Here is a 14,283-nt window from a genome sequence, read left to right on the forward strand (position 1 = left end):
GCGGACCCCTGGTGATCGCCGTGCTGGTGGCGGTCGTCGCGGTGCTGGTGGCGGTCTTCGTGGTGCTCGGCCGCGGCCGGGACGGCGGCACCTCCACGGCGGGACCGGGCGCGGGCGCCATCTCCGCGCAGCCGGTCCCGGCCCAGGTCACCTCGGCGTTCTCACCCACATCGGTGAGCGGGCGTCCCGGGAGCGGGAGCGGCGGCGGGAACGGGGGCGGGAAGGTGAAGCCCTCGCCCCCCGTCCCGCCCCGGTCCACCTCGCCCAGCACCCCGCCCAGCACCCCGCCCACCCGTTCGCCCACCCCCCGAACGGTCGTGCTCCCGTCCCTGGCCGGGCTCGACGAGGCCACCGCCGAGGCAGAGCTCAAGGACCTCGGCCTGCGCTCGACCGCCGCCACCGTCACCGCCGGCCGGCTGCCCGCGCTCCAGGTCCTCGCCACCGACCCGGCTGCCGGCACCGAGGTCCCGGCGGGGGCGACCGTCGTCCTGCGGGTCTCGGACGGGCGGGCGCCGGTCCCCGCCGTCGCGGGCCTCACCCGCGCCGACGCCGAGAAGCTGCTCCGGGACCTCCACTTCACCAAGGTCACCGTCTTCAGCGAACAGGACGGCACCAAGCCCCTGAACCAGGCGCTCCGCACCGACCCTCCCGCCGGCACGGTGGTCGCCCTGGACGCACCGGTCACGCTCTGGTTCGCGATCAGACCCATCATTCGCTGAGCCACGGCCCACCCCGGGCCCGCATACGGCGACGTGCCGCGGCCCGGTGGGTGCACCCCACCGGGCCGCGGCACGTCGGCTCGGCTCGACTCGGTACCGGACGCCGGTCCGTCAGGCCGAGGCCGACCCCGCGAGCACCTCGTTGACCAGCTCCCGCGCTTCCTCCTGGACCCGGGCGAGGTGCTCGGGCCCCTGGAAGGACTCCGCGTAGATCTTGTACACGTCCTCGGTGCCGGACGGGCGGGCGGCGAACCAGGCGTTCTCGGTGCACACCTTGATGCCGCCGATGGCCGCGCCGTTGCCCGGGGCCTCGGTGAGCACGGCGGTGACCGGCTCGCCCGCGAGGTCGCCGGCCTTGACCTGCTCGGCCGACAGCCGGGAGAGCAGCGCCTTCTGGTCGCGGTCCGCCGGGGCGTCCACCCGGGCGTAGGCGGGGGCGCCGAAGCGGTCCGTCAGGTCGCGGTAGTACTGGCTGGGGGTGCGGTCGGTGACGGCGGTGATCTCGGCGGCCAGCAGGGCGAGCAGGATGCCGTCCTTGTCCGTCGTCCACACCCCGCCGTCGCGGCGCAGGAACGACGCGCCGGCCGACTCCTCGCCGCCGAAGGCGATCGAGCCCTCCAGCAGGCCCTCGACGAACCACTTGAAGCCCACCGGGACCTCGACCAGCCCGCGCTGGAGGTCGGCGGCGACCCGGTCCAGCATCGAGGAGGACACCAGGGTCTTGCCCACGGCGGCGTCGGCCGGCCAGTCGGCGCGGTGGCGGTAGAGGTAGTCGACGGCGACCGCGAGGTAGTGGTTGGGGTTCATCAGGCCGCCGTCGGGGGTGACGATGCCGTGCCGGTCGGCGTCGGCGTCGTTGCCCGTGGCGATGGCGTACTCGTCGCGGCGGGCGATCAGCGAGGCCATCGCGGCGGGCGAGGAGCAGTCCATCCGGATCTTGCCGTCCCAGTCCAGCGTCATGAAGCGCCAGGTCGGGTCGGTGACCGGGTTGACCACGGTCAGGTCGAGGCGGTGGGTCTCGGCGATCCGGCCCCAGTAGGCGACGGAGGCACCGCCCAGCGGGTCGGCGCCGATCCGCAGGCCGGCCGCGCGGATCGCGTCCAGGTCGAGGACGGAGACGAGGTCCTCGGTGTAGGAGGTGAGGTAGTCGTGGCGGCCGGTGGTCGCCGCGGCCAGGGCGCGCGCGTACGGGACCCGCTTGACGCCGCGCATGCCCTCGCGGATCAGGGCGTTGGCGCGGTCCTGGATCCAGCCGGTGGCCAGCGAGCCGGCCGGGCCGCCGCTCGGCGGGTTGTACTTGAAGCCGCCGTCGCGGGGCGGGTTGTGGGACGGGGTGACGACGATGCCGTCCGCGAGCGACCGCGGGCTGCGGCGGTTGTGGGCGAGGATCGCGTGCGAGACGGCGGGGGTCGGGGTGTAGCCGTCGGCGCTGTCCAGCAGGACGGTCACGCCGTTGGCCGCCAGCACCTCGACGGCGGTGGCACTGGCCGGCTCGGACAGCGCGTGGGTGTCGGCGCCGAGGTACAGCGGCCCGGTGATGCCCTCGACGGCCCGGTACTCGCAGATCGCCTGGGTGGTGGCGGCGATGTGGTCCTCGTTGAAGGCCGCGTCCAGGGAGGAGCCGCGGTGGCCCGAGGTGCCGAACGCGACCCGCTGGCCCGGCTCCTCCGGATCCGGGTGCAGGGTGTAGTAGGCCGTCACCAGCCTCGCCACGTCCACCAGGTCGCCCGGCTGCGCCGGCTGACCGGCCCGTGCGTGTGCCATCGTCTTCTCCCACTGGAATGTCTCGCCGTGCGCCCGGCCCGCGGCCCGGCGCTTCCTTGCCCCGTGCTCACCGATCGTAGCCAGTGCACGACCGGTCGCCGAACCGGGGCGGGGCGGCGCCCCGCCGTTTCCCCGCCGACACCGCGCCGGCGCCGCGCCGTCACCCGGAGGACGCCTCGCGGACGGAACGACGTCCTCGTGGACGGTTCGACGCCTCGCGGACGGAACGACACCCCGCGGACGGTTCACCCGCGGGCCGAAGGGACCTCAGCCGGGGAGCTGCTGCCGGTGGGACTCCAGGACGGGGGCGACGACGGTCGCCAGGAACTCCGTGACGCGGTACGTCGCCAGGCCCTCGACGGAGAACGGGTCGGTGCCGACGAGCGCCTCGATCGCCGCCCGGTCCTCGCCCGCGGCGAGGATGATGCCACCGTCGCGCGGCACCTTGCGCCCGGAGGCCAGGAAGGTCCCGTCCGCGTAGTGGCGGTTCAGCCAGTCCACATGGTCGGGCAGACGGGCGTCGATCCGGTCGAGCGGCACGGTGTACGTCAGTTCCAGGACAAACATGCGGCCGAGCCTATCCGGAGGGCCTGCCCGCCGGATCGGACGGATCCGGCGGGCAGGACGCGGCACAGGGCCGCCGCGGTCCGAGGGTGGGCGAGGATGGATTCGAACCATCACAGCCGAAGCGGGGGCTTTACAGGCCCTTGGGCTCTCCCAGGCCCAGCTCGCCCTCGGTCGTCGGGTTCCGTTGCTTGCGGTTCCTTGCGGTCCCTCAGGCTGCGGTTCCTCAGGTTGTGGTTCCTTGCGGTTCCCTGTGGTTCCTTGATCCCGACAGCTCCACTCTCCCCCGGGACACCGGTGCCGGACAACCGGGTTTCCGGCCACCGGTCGCCCACGCCCGAACCGCTCCTGACGCTCGTTCGCCCTGGTCGGGGGCGTGACGGGCGGGCCCGGCGGGTGTCCGGATCACTACCCCCGACCCCTGATGTGGTGTAGACCACTCTCCGTACTCCGGACGGATCGCACCGCCGGACCGACCGTCACCGAAGCGGTCCGCTCCCGGCGGGTGCCCGTGGACGTCCGGACTGCGATACAACACTGCTCATATGACGATTGATCGGAGAAATCTGAAATGAGCAAGTCAGCTCTGCCCCGCCGCAGCGTGATCGCCGGTGCGGCGGCCACCGTCGTCGGATGGAACACGGTGGGCCGCTCCTGGGCGGTGGAGGCCCCCGCCCCGGACGCCGCCCCCGGCGCCGAGGCCGCCGCCGACGCCGCTTCCGAGGCCGCCACCGCCGACGCACTCGTGCGACTGCCGCGGCTGGACGGCACCCTGGTCGCCGACACCGCCACCCTGGCCCGGTTCGGCGGGGACTTCGGGCACCTGGTGACCGCCGCCCCGCGCGCCGTACTGCGGCCGGGCTCCGTACGCGATGTCGCCACCCTGGTCGCCTTCGCCCGCCGCCACCGCATCCCGGTCGCGATGAACGGCCAGAGCGGCACCGGCGACGCGGCGGAGCTGGAGTCGCACTCCAGCTACGGCCAGGCCGGGGTGCGCGGCGGCGTGGCGATCGACTCCCGCGGCCTGAACAAGATCATCCGGATCACCCCCGGCCGCGCCGTCGTGGAGGCGGGCGTCACCTGGGCGCAGCTGACGGACACCGCGCTCGCGCAGGGCTGGATGCCGCCCTGTCTGACGGACTACCTGCACCTGTCGGTGGGCGGCACGCTGAGCGTCGGCGGCATCGGCGGCGGTGTGCAGCGCTACGGCTTCCAGGTGGACACGGTCGAGTCGGTGGACGTCGTCACCGGCACCGGCGAGCTGGTGACCGCCTCGGCGAGCGCCAACCGCGAACTGTTCGAGGCCGTGCTCGGCGGCGGCGGGCAGGCCGGGCTCATCGTCCGCGCCACCCTGCGCCTGGTGCGGGCCCGGGAGCGGGCGCTCGTCCTCAACCTGTTCTACGACGACCTGGGCGCGTACCTCGCGGACCAGAAGAAGCTGATGCTGGAGCGGCGGTTCGACCTCCAGGTCGGCGACGTGTCGCGCAACGCGGCCGGGACCGGCTGGCGCTACAAGGTGGAGGGCGTCGTCCACTACGACGGCTCCGCCGCGCCGGACCGGGCGAAGCTGGTGCGCGGCCTGCGCTGCGTCGCGGCCGACACGACCTTCACCGACCAGACGGCGCGCGAGTACGCGTACCGGGTGGACGCCTTCGCCGGGTTCCTGAAGGGGGCCGGGCTCTGGTCGCAGCCCAAGCCCTGGATGAGCCTGTTCCTGCCCGCCTCGGCCACCGAGACGTTCATGCGGGAGGCCACCGCGCTGCTCACGCCGGAGGACCTGGGCGCCGGCCTGCTGCTCTTCTACCCGTTCCGGACCGATGTGTTCACCCGCCCGATGACGGTGATGCCGGACGAGCTGGTCGGCTTCCACTTCGACCTGCTGTCGTTCCCGTTCCCGGGCGCCGACCACGCCGCCGCGCTGCGGCGCAACCGCCGGCTGTACGACCGGGCGGTGCAGCTGGGCGGCAAGCGGTACCTGATCGGCGCGATCCCGGACGTCACCCACGCCGACTGGCGCCGCCACTACGGCACCCGGTGGGGGCGCGTGGTGGCGGCCAAGCACCGCTTCGACCCGGCCGGGATCCTCACCCCGGGCCAGGGCATCCACTCCTGACACCGCGACCCGATGCGGCGCGCGCCGCATCGGGTCGCGCCGCACCGGCTCACACCAGGCGGTGCATCCCCACCGAGGCCGGAGCCGTCCCCACGAACCCGTACTGGGCGTACAGCTGGTGCGCCTCCCCGTCGGCGATCAGCGAGACGTAGGCACCCTTCTCGGCGCGCTGCTCCAGCTCGGCGGTGAGCCGCGCCATGATCCGCTTGCCCAGCCCGCGCCCCTGGTGCTCGGGGAGCACGCAGACATCGACGATCTGATAGATCACACCGCCGTCCCCGATGATCCGCCCCATCCCGACCGGCGCGCCCCCGTACTCGACGGTCACCCCGAACCAGGTGTTCGGCAGCCCGGCGGCCACCGCCGCGGCCGGGCGGTCGCTCATCCCGGACGCCGTCCGCAGCCGCCGGAAGGTCGCCACGTCGGGCACGCCGGCCCGCAGCTCGTAAGGGTCATTATCGTTATTCATGTATTACAGCATACGTGTCGGCCGCCCCGGTCCCGCTGCGCGGGTTCCCCATCGGGCAAGGAGGCGGCGTCGGCGCAACCGCACGGGCGCTCCGGCCGGTCGTTCACGGTATGAGCCCTCGCCACAGCCTCCGCACCAAGCTCGGCCCCACCCCGCTCCGGCGCGCCCTGGCCGCCCTCCTTCTGGCACCGGGGGCGGCCGCCGCCGGCCGGCCCGTACGGCCCCTCCGGCCCGGCCGGACCGGTGCGCCGACCGGGGCCGCGGCACCGTAACCCCGCATCCTCGCAACCCGGCTTTCCCCGCGTCCACTTGGGACGACGGTGCGGGTCGCCCGGTGCACACCCCGCGTTACGGTGGGGCCATGAGCTACCGCCACCCCGACCGCGAGCAGATCCGGATCGAACACGTCCTGACCGCCCTCGGCAACCCCGTCCGCCTCTCCGCCGTCCGGGTCCTGAACGGCGGCGGCGCGCACAACTGCGGGAGCGTGCTCACCGCGATCGGCATCACCGCGAAGTCGACGATGACCCACCACTGGCGGGTGCTGCGCGACAGCGGCGTCATCCACCAGTTGCCGTCCGGCCGGGAGAACCTCCTCCGGCTGCGCCGCGAGGACCTCGACGCCCGCTACCCCGGCCTCCTCGACGCCGTCCTCTCCGGCGCCCACGACGACGAGCGGCGCGCCCCGGCGGAGTGACCCCGAACGGGTCCGGGTGACGCCGTCGCCCATAGAGGCGGCGGCGACGAATGTGTCCCCACGCGAACAAGTGCGCCCGTGCGCTCGTGGTGCGCCGCACTGTGCTCCGGGTTCCGGTGATCTCCTGTTGCTCGGCACCGGGCGCCCCCGCGCGGGCACGGCATGCCCGGCGTCGTCCTCTTTCCCGTGCTTCCGTGTGGAGGTCCCCGTGAAGAAGTCGTTGACAACCGCCGCGCTCGCGGTGCTCACCGCTACAACCCTCGCAACCACTGCCAATGCGGTGCCCGGCACCGTCTCCGGCGACGGCGGCAACCGTATCGCCGTGATCAAGGCAGACGGTTCGGCCCTGGTCAAGGAAGGCCCCCTCTACGCCCCGTGGACCGTCGAGGGCGACAGCGTGAAGCAGATAGTGGTCGCGGGCAACCGCATCGGCATTCTCAAGGGCGACGGGTCGGCACTCGTGAAGGAGGGCACCCTCGGCGCCCAGTGGACCGTCGAGGGATACGACGTCAAGCAGCTCGCCCTGTCCGGCGACCGCATCGGCATCATCAAGGCCAATGGCGACGCCTACGTCAAGGAAGGTGCCCTCACCTCCGCCTGGACCGTCGAGGGCGACAGCGTCAAGGAGCTCCAGCTCTCCGCTGACCGCATCGGCATCGTCAAGGGCGACGGCTCGGCGCTGGTCAAGGAAGGTCCGCTCTGGGCCGCGTGGACCCTTGAGGGCGACAGCGTCAAGCAGCTCGCCCTGTCCGGTACCCGCATCGGCATCGTCAAGAGCGACGGCTCGGCGCTGGTCAAGGAAGGCGGCCTCGCCTCCGCGTGGACGGTCGAGGCCGACAACACCGTCCAACTGGAGCTGTCCCGCGACCGCATCGGCGTGTTGAGGGGCGACGGCTCGGCCCTGGTCAAGGAAGGTCCGCTCTCGGCCGCGTGGACCGTCGAGGGCGACAACATCGTCCAACTCGCCCTGTCCGGCACCCGCATCGGCATCGTCAAGGCCAACGGCGACGCCTACGTCAAGGAAGGCGCCCTCGGCGCCCAGTGGGCGGTCGAGGCGAACGGCGTCACGGAGCTCGCCCTCTCCTGACCCGCCCCCGGGCCCGGTGACGGCCGGACCCGGGGACAGTCGCGCCCGTTGACGACGAACGGCCGGGGGCCGGACGGCGGAAGCACCGTCCGGCCCCTCCCCCGCTACCAGGTGTCGCCGGCGGGCTGGCGGGTGGTGGCGTTGATCCGGTTGAAGAAGTTGGTCAGGCTGATCCACAGCACCATCGAGGCCAGTTGCTTCTCGTCGAAGTGCTCCGCCGCCGCGTTCCACACCTCGTCCGGCACCACGGCCCGGTCCGCGAGCCGCGTCACGTGCTCCGACAGCTCCAGCGCGGCCCGCTCGGCCTCCGTGAAGAACGGCGCTTCCCGCCACGCCGCCACCGCGTGCAGCCGCTCGTCGCTCTCCCCGTTCTTCTTCGCACTCGCGACGCCGCCCACCACGCAGTAGCTGCAGCCGTTGATCTGGCTCGCCCGAAGGTGCACCAGCTCCAGCACGCTCTCCGGCACGCCGCCCTTCTTCGCCGCCTTCACGACCCCGAGGATCGCCGGCATCGCCTCCGGAATCACCACAGCCGGGTTCGCCATCCGCGCGTCGGTCATGACCTGCCCTCTTTCCGTCCGTTCGCGTTCTGCTCGTCACTGCACTGACGCGCGCCGACGGAGGAATGTGACAGCTACAACGCGAGGTGGTCGAACTCCCCCGCCTTGACGCCCAGCAGGAGCGCCTGCAGACGGCCCGGCGTGGTGGTGAGGACGGTGTCGGGCTCGTCGCTCTCCCGGAGCTTTACGGCACCGTCGGGCGCAGCCGCAAGGTAGAGGCAGTTGGCGGTGTCGCCACTGAAGGAGGACTTCTGCCAGTTGTACTCGGTCATGGTTCTTCCCGTCTCAAATGCTCTGGGCCACACGGCGGATGAGGTCGCGGGAAGCGCCAGGCTTGAGCGCACTCGCTTCCAAGCGATCCAGCACAGCTCGATACTTGATCAGCTGCGGCTCGGTGTCAATGAACTCGAATCTGTCCCCATCGACCTGAACGCTGTCCAAGCGCGCAACCTCGGCGCCGAAGTACACAATCGCCGCGCCGGAGCTCGGGAAGCTCCCGGTGCCGAACGGGATCACCCTCAGGTCGATGTGGGGGTGCTCGCTCGCGGCCAGCAGGTACTCCAGCTGACCGCGAGCAACCTCCTGGCCGCCGAATTCCATGCGCAGGGCTGTCTCGTGGACGACGGCCACCAACGGGGTCGGGCTCGCACCGAAGAGGACCGCCTGCCGTTTGATGCGATGCGAAACCAGGTGCTCCACCTCGGGTGGGGACAGCGGTGGGACCACATCACGGAAGAGCGCGCGAGCGTGCTCGGCGGTTTGAAGTAGACCCGGAATGTGAACCACCGAGGTGATCCGCATCGACTTCGCGTGGTGTTCGAGTTCCGCCAGGTCGAGCGCCCCGGCCGGAAGGATCTCGCGGTACTCCTCCCACCATCCGCGCGTGCGACCGCCGGTCATGCCGGTGAGCGCCTCGATCAGAGCGTCGTCCGCACAGCCGTAGAGCCGGGCCAGCGCCCGAACCCGGTCCGCGCTGACCGGGTATCCCCCGGATTCGATGTTGCTGATGCGGGACTGCTGGGTTCCGTGCAGTTCCCCGGCCCTCGTGACCGACAGACCCGCCTGCTCCCGCAATCGGCGCAACTCCGCACCGAGTCGCCGCTGCCGAATGCTCGGCGGGACCTTGCTGGGCGGCATCCGCCGCTCCCTTCCCTCGCTCGCCACGGCCGAGCCCTCTCACCCTTTGGAGTGACAGCGCCATGGATTCCTTCAAGGCGGTGGACTACATACTACCGACTGGCTACTTTTGACGATGGATCAGGACTGTGAACTGCCGCTGGTGGTGGCGGCTCGGCATTCAACTCCCTCACAGGCAGGAGACTTCCATGCCCGCTGTGCCCTCGCAAAACTCCCTCCCCTCGTTCGACCAAGAGCTGTGCGGGCTCGTGCTCGACACCGCGCCCCGGCAGTTCGCCGTGGTCCAGGTGTACGACGCCGGCGGCCGGGACGCCGACGGGTGGGTCGCCGCCTGGGGGTTCGCCGACGGCGACGGAAGGGCGCATCTCCTCGTCGTCGACGGGCATACGCGGATGACGCTGGCCTCGCCCGAGCGGGCCCTGTGCCTGTTCGCGGGGTTGCCGGGCCTCTCCGCCAGACTCGTCTGGCTCTCGCGACCCGGCGCCGCCGCACTCGACCGGGCCGAAGCCGCTTGAACCGGAACAGCCGTAGCACCCGTCCGGGGTCACCGCGCGGCGACCCCGGACGGGCGAGGCGCCAGACCCGCGACCAGATCGCCCGCCGTCAGACGCTCCAGGCTCTCCGGTGCGGCGTCGACGGGGCCCGGGCAGAGGCGGTACAGCGTTCCCGACAGCTTCTCCGGCACAAGGACGTCGCCGTCCACGAGTGCGACGAACGCTCGCCGTCCGGAGAGGAGTTGGGGAAGATCAGGACTGGAACCCCGGTCCTCGTCGCGGAGCGCGACCAGGCGCGCCGCGAAGGCACCGACACTCTCCCCCGCCCCGCGCCGCCACCACCGCAGTCCGCCGTCGAGCCCCCGCACGACCACCTCGTCCGTACACGCGGCCGCCCGCGCGACCGCGAGGTCCCAGAGGGTGGCCCGGTTCTCCGGGGAGAAGTGCGCCAGCACGTCGCGGCTGAGGGCGCCCACCTCGGCCTGGTGCCGGTAGACGCTGTGGAAGCCGCCGTCCGCACCGGTGTTGAGGTCGGTCCAGGTGTAGCGGCGGTCGGCCAGGTCGACGATCATCGGCACGCACACCTTGGCGTCGCCGACCAGGTCCAGGCGCTGCCGGACGGCCCTGGGGTGGAAGTGCGAACTCCCCGCGGCCGCCGCATCGCCCAGGTCCATGAACCCGCTGAAGGCGTCGGTCAGTTGCTCGAAGGAGACGTCGTTGTAGCTGAAGACGATCATCACCGCGTACCGCGAGCCGCCCGCGACCAGCCGCGCGAGGTCCAGGTCGACGAACTCCGTCGCCCCGTTCGGCGGCGGCGCGGACACGTAGTCGCCCGAGTGCACCGCGGCCCGGTCGCCGTGCACCAGGTTGGTGTAGTCGCACAGGCCGGTGAACCGCCACTGGTCGTCGTAGAGCGCCACCGACAGGTCCAGGTCGACCCGCAGCTCCTCCGGTTGCATCCAGTGCAGGAACAGCCGCAGCCGCTCCCCTTCAGGCAGCCGCTGGCGGCTGCCGCGCGGGACGCACACCAGGGTCTTGGCGGCGGCGCGCTCGGCGAACGGCGCGACCAGTTCGCCCAGCCCCTCGTCGAGCAGTGCCAGCTCGTAGCGCTCGCCGTCGGCGCCGCTCCGGCGCAGCAGCTCGGCCTCGATCGACTCCACGACCGGGAGCGCGAGTTCGGCGGGCACCACGGTGCCGCGGTCCTCCCGGGCGTGGGCCAGCGAGACCGTGCCGCGCGGGAAGTACAGCCGCCGCTCCCCTTCCGTCCGGGTGCCGCGCAGCGCGCCGTACGCGCCGAGCAGCGGCCCGGGGGCGACCCGGGTCAGCGCGGCGGCGACGGTGTCCAGCGCGGAGGCGGACAGCGGCGTCCCGGGGGCGACCGTGGCGTGCACCCGCAGGACGTGGTGCAGCCTGCGGACCAGCTCGCCCGGCCGTGCGGCCAGCACCCGCAGGGCAGCCCCGGTGTCCCCGGCGGCGAGCAGGGTCTCGACCCGCCCGGCGAATCCGGTGAACCCCAGCCGGGTGTGCTCGCCGGTGCTCACCACACGCAGCGGCCCGGCCGGCGGTTCGGCGTGTTCCCGCCCCACCTCGTGGGTGCGCAGGTCCGTCTCCCGCAGCACCACGAACGCCGTGGTGACGTTGGGGAGGCGCCGCCGGTGCTCGTACGGGTGCAGCAGTTCGCCCGCGCGCAGCCAGGCCGACCGGTGGCGGCGCAGGTCCTCGACGAGTGCCGTCGGGTCCAGACCCTCCAGGATGTCGAGCAGGCCCCGGCGCACCGGCCGGGGCAGGCCCTTCAGCCGCAGCCGGCGGGCGGTCGCGGGCAGCAGGTCGGGCTCGGCGCCGGACCAGGCCCAGAGCAGCCGGAGCACATCGGTCGCGGTGTCGACGCGTTCGGCGAGGATCGGCAGCGCGTCCACGCCGCCGCGGCGCAGCAGGGCGGCGAGGACGGCGGCCTTGGTCTCCCGGACCGGGATCTGCGCGGGCAGCCGCCGCGGCAGGTCCTGCGGTGCGTGGGCGAGCAGCGCGGTCAGGTCGTCGCGGTCCTGCGGGGAGAGCGGGGTGCGGCGGGCGAGCAGCCGGTCGAACTCGCCCATCGCGGCGGTGACCTGGTCGGCCGTGATCAGTCGCAGCGGCCGGAGGGCCCGTTCGCCGCCGAACTCCTCGGCGGCCTTCCGGCCGATCCGGTTGTCCTCGGGCAGGTAGGTGCCGGCACCCAGCGGCGTCCCGCAGGTCGGGCAGCGCTCGCCGCGCCCGTCCGCCCTCAGCCCGTCGAAGCAGCCCGCGCAGAGCAGGTGCGCGCACGGCGCGAGCGCGCCGATCCCGGCCTCGGCGCCGCGGCGGCCGCAGTGGGCGCACGGCTGCCGGGGCTGGTTGAGCAGGAACGCCCGGATCTGCCGGGTGAAGAACAGCTGCGCGTGGTCGGGCACGGCGTCGGGGAAGCGGCGGAACAGCGGCACGTGTTCCCGGTCCGCACCGAGCAGGTGGTCGATCCGGGCGAGCAGCCCGTCACCGGCCTCGGCCAGCCGGGAGGGCGACAACCTGGCCAGCGCCGAACGGAGTTCACTGGTGAGCAGATACCCGCGCCGCACCAGATCGGCGTCCAGCGCCACCAGACCGCGGGTGCTCCACGGGTCGGCGTCGGGGAGGAGGTCGCCGGGGGCCACACAGACGGCGCCGCGCCGGCGGAGGAGGAAGGAACCGAGATCGAGGTCGACATCGCTGTCGAAGGGAGCCGTGATGGCTCGGGGCATGCGGAAGGACCCCCACGAACGAGGCAGAGAGGTTGAAGAAGCGGGCGGAGAGGGGGCGCGCTACAGGGTCCGAGGAGAAGGGAGAAGGAAGCACGCCGCGGAGCCGCCCGCAGAACAAACGTAGCGGAGCCCTTCCGCGGGGCGCCACCGATTAATTCCGCTGCGCTTCCACGCCACCGGAACCCGCCGACCGGAGGCCGGGGCCGGCACGGGGGCCGGGGCGGGCGGACAGGCCCGACGGGCGGTCAGTGGTCGTCGGTGACCGCCAGGGCGTCGGCGATCAGGCGGGTGGCGAAGTCCTGGTCGTCGCCGACGATCCGGTTGATGTGCTCGGCGAGGAGGACGGAGGTGGCCTCCAGGGGGTTCATCTCGGCGCCGGTCCAGTCGCCGTACTGGGCGCGCCACAGGTTGGGGCTCAGGCCGGTGCCGGCGGCGATCAGGAGGCCGGCCATGGTGGGGATGACCTCGGGGCGGAAGGTGTTGGGCATCATCCGCATGGTGGCCACCAGGGTGGGCACCACGTGCTCGACCACCTCCTTGTCGTGCCGTTCGCAGACCGCCCGCAGCCAGTCCATGTACATGTAGATGAGCGTGCACACGCCCTCCAGCAGGGCGTCGGCCTCCGCGGGGCCCAGGGAGGCGGCGAACTGGTCGACCATCCGCTGCTGTTCGGGGTCGGTGCCGGTGCGGCCGTCGTAGATGGCCCTGAGGCGGGAGTCGATCACCATGAGCGCGGTGCTCACATCACCGACGGGCGCATTGGCGGGGTCACAGGGCGATGACACAGGATTCCTCCTCGGACGGACGCAGTGAGTAGCGTCGCATGTTCGCAGGGTGGCGCGTCGAGGAAAAGCGGAATCCGGGGCTGCCCGATGTCCGGTCAGCGGACGGTGACCCTGAGGTTGACGAGCAGGGTGGTGCCGTCGGCGGAGGTGGCTAGGACACGGCCCGAGCGGTGCCAGTAGGTGACGGCGCCGGCGTGGCGGCGCACGCCGATCCGGTCGCCGGACGCGTTCGGCACCAGGACGGTGAGCCCGGGCGCGGAGCACGGGCCGGTCCCGGCGTAGCCGTGCAGGCCGGTGCCGTCGGGGGTCGGCACGGTGAGCACCCAGTGGTCCCCGTCGGCGGCCGGGCCGAGCACCGCCCGTCCGTCCACGGTCAGTTCGGCCTCCGGGAGGCCGGAGGTCCAGCGCAGCACGGTCCGGTCCTCGGAGGCGATGCCACCGTCGGCGTCCAGCAGTCCGGCGGGCAGCGGCTCGACGGTCAGCAGGCTGCCGGCGGCGAGCACGACCGGGTCGGGGGCGTCCGCCGGGTCCGTGCGGGACAGCAGGTCCGTCAGGGCGTCGTCCACCCGTTGCCTCGCCCGCAGCTCCCAGCCGGGCAGGTCCCAGCGCCACACCTCGGTGAGCGGCGAGCGGGCGGTCGACGGGCTGCGGACGAGTGCCGCGCAGCCGCCCGCAGTGCGGGTGATGCCGCCCAGCAGCCTTTCCTCGCCGCCGAGTTCGCGCCAGACGGCGACGGGGCGCGGAGCCGTGGTGTCGAGGACGACGATGCCGCCGTCCGCCGCGGCGATCAGCCGGTGGCCGTCGTAGGAGGGGGCCAGGTGCCGGGCCCGCAGGGTGGTCCAGGGCCGGACGGTGCGGGTGGCGAGGTCGAGGTGGGCGAGCCCGAGCAGGTCGGGGCCGTGGTCGGTCACCAGCAGCGCGCCGCCGCCGTGGTCGGCGAGCACCAGGCGGTCGGTGGGGGTGTCCCAGTGGGCCCGGGTGCGGCCGTCGGGGGCGAGCAGCCGGGCGCCCGCCTGGCCGCAGGCCACCAGCAGGGAGCCGGAGGCGAGCAGCGCCGCGTCCAGGACCGGCAGGGTGCCTGGCCGGTCGACTGCCGTGTGGGCGGGAGCGGCTCCGCCGGGCCGGGGCGCCGGTCGCGGGCGGG

13 protein-coding genes, 1 tRNA gene and 1 pseudogene are annotated in these 14,283 nt (G+C 73.0%); 5 read left to right on the plus strand and 10 right to left on the minus strand.

What is annotated here, in order from left to right:
- Positions 1 to 719: PASTA domain-containing protein (locus BI06_RS37435; RefSeq protein WP_149030604.1), on the plus strand; the 719-nt coding region annotated here is incomplete at its 5' end.
- Positions 720 to 830: 111 nt separating this feature from the next.
- Here the strand turns inward: BI06_RS37435 and pgm are convergent.
- From pgm to BI06_RS37450, 3 genes are all read right to left on the minus strand, one after another.
- Positions 831 to 2,483, minus strand: a complete 1,653-nt coding sequence (pgm, locus tag BI06_RS37440) for a phosphoglucomutase (alpha-D-glucose-1,6-bisphosphate-dependent) (protein ID WP_030393051.1) — start codon at positions 2,481 to 2,483, stop codon at positions 831 to 833.
- A 267-nt stretch (positions 2,484 to 2,750) separates the two neighbouring features.
- Positions 2,751 to 3,050 carry a YciI family protein gene (locus tag BI06_RS37445; protein ID WP_030393052.1) on the minus strand — a complete coding sequence of 100 codons (300 nt, stop codon included), beginning with the start codon at positions 3,048 to 3,050 and terminating at the stop codon, positions 2,751 to 2,753.
- Between the two features lie 87 nt (positions 3,051 to 3,137).
- Positions 3,138 to 3,217, minus strand: a tRNA-Tyr gene (locus BI06_RS37450).
- A 401-nt stretch (positions 3,218 to 3,618) separates the two neighbouring features.
- Here BI06_RS37450 and BI06_RS37455 point away from each other — a divergent pair.
- Complete coding sequence (locus tag BI06_RS37455) at positions 3,619 to 5,160, plus strand: FAD-binding protein (RefSeq protein ID WP_043475776.1); 1,542 nt, start codon at positions 3,619 to 3,621, stop codon at positions 5,158 to 5,160.
- A 49-nt stretch (positions 5,161 to 5,209) separates the two neighbouring features.
- On the opposite strand, the gene BI06_RS37460 is transcribed toward BI06_RS37455, so the two are convergent.
- Positions 5,210 to 5,629, minus strand: coding sequence for a GNAT family N-acetyltransferase (locus tag BI06_RS37460; protein WP_030393054.1), 420 nt, complete (start codon positions 5,627 to 5,629; stop codon positions 5,210 to 5,212).
- Between the two features lie 361 nt (positions 5,630 to 5,990).
- Between BI06_RS37460 and BI06_RS37465 the strand changes: the two genes are divergently transcribed.
- Together BI06_RS37465 and BI06_RS37470 are read left to right on the plus strand one after the other, a co-directional pair.
- Entirely contained in the window at positions 5,991 to 6,326 is a 336-nt protein-coding gene (locus BI06_RS37465) for a helix-turn-helix transcriptional regulator (protein WP_030393055.1), read from the plus strand.
- Between the two features lie 208 nt (positions 6,327 to 6,534).
- Entirely contained in the window at positions 6,535 to 7,413 is an 879-nt protein-coding gene (locus BI06_RS37470) for a hypothetical protein (RefSeq protein ID WP_051742735.1), read from the plus strand.
- Positions 7,414 to 7,517: 104 nt separating this feature from the next.
- Here BI06_RS37470 and BI06_RS37475 read toward each other — a convergent pair whose 3' ends face one another.
- The 3 genes from BI06_RS37475 to BI06_RS37485 all read right to left on the minus strand — a co-directional run bounded on the left by BI06_RS37475 (position 7,518) and on the right by BI06_RS37485 (position 9,110).
- Positions 7,518 to 7,973 (minus strand): carboxymuconolactone decarboxylase family protein, encoded by a 456-nt coding sequence (locus BI06_RS37475; protein ID WP_043475779.1) that lies wholly within the window; start codon positions 7,971 to 7,973, stop codon positions 7,518 to 7,520.
- Between the two features lie 74 nt (positions 7,974 to 8,047).
- Positions 8,048 to 8,245 carry a DUF397 domain-containing protein gene (locus BI06_RS37480; RefSeq protein ID WP_043475782.1) on the minus strand — a complete coding sequence of 66 codons (198 nt, stop codon included), beginning with the start codon at positions 8,243 to 8,245 and terminating at the stop codon, positions 8,048 to 8,050.
- A 13-nt stretch (positions 8,246 to 8,258) separates the two neighbouring features.
- Positions 8,259 to 9,110, minus strand: coding sequence for a helix-turn-helix transcriptional regulator (locus BI06_RS37485; protein ID WP_043475785.1), 852 nt, complete (start codon positions 9,108 to 9,110; stop codon positions 8,259 to 8,261).
- A 188-nt stretch (positions 9,111 to 9,298) separates the two neighbouring features.
- Between BI06_RS37485 and BI06_RS49915 the strand changes: the two genes are divergently transcribed.
- Positions 9,299 to 9,625 carry a hypothetical protein gene (locus BI06_RS49915; RefSeq protein WP_043475788.1) on the plus strand — a complete coding sequence of 109 codons (327 nt, stop codon included), beginning with the start codon at positions 9,299 to 9,301 and terminating at the stop codon, positions 9,623 to 9,625.
- A 29-nt stretch (positions 9,626 to 9,654) separates the two neighbouring features.
- Here BI06_RS49915 and BI06_RS37495 read toward each other — a convergent pair whose 3' ends face one another.
- The 3 genes and pseudogenes from BI06_RS37495 to BI06_RS37505 form a co-directional block, all read right to left on the minus strand.
- A complete protein-coding gene (locus tag BI06_RS37495; RefSeq protein WP_051742736.1) occupies positions 9,655 to 12,354 on the minus strand; it encodes an MXAN_6230/SCO0854 family RING domain-containing protein in 2,700 nt (899 codons plus the stop codon).
- Positions 12,355 to 12,599: 245 nt separating this feature from the next.
- Complete coding sequence (locus BI06_RS37500; RefSeq protein ID WP_043475791.1) at positions 12,600 to 13,139, minus strand: hypothetical protein; 540 nt, start codon at positions 13,137 to 13,139, stop codon at positions 12,600 to 12,602.
- 95 nt (positions 13,140 to 13,234) lie between these two features.
- Positions 13,235 to 14,283, minus strand: a pseudogene (locus tag BI06_RS37505) (hypothetical protein); the annotation flags it as partial.

This window comes from Kitasatospora sp. MBT66, assembly GCF_000710405.2.
GTDB classification, from domain to species: domain Bacteria; phylum Actinomycetota; class Actinomycetes; order Streptomycetales; family Streptomycetaceae; genus Kitasatospora; species Kitasatospora purpeofusca.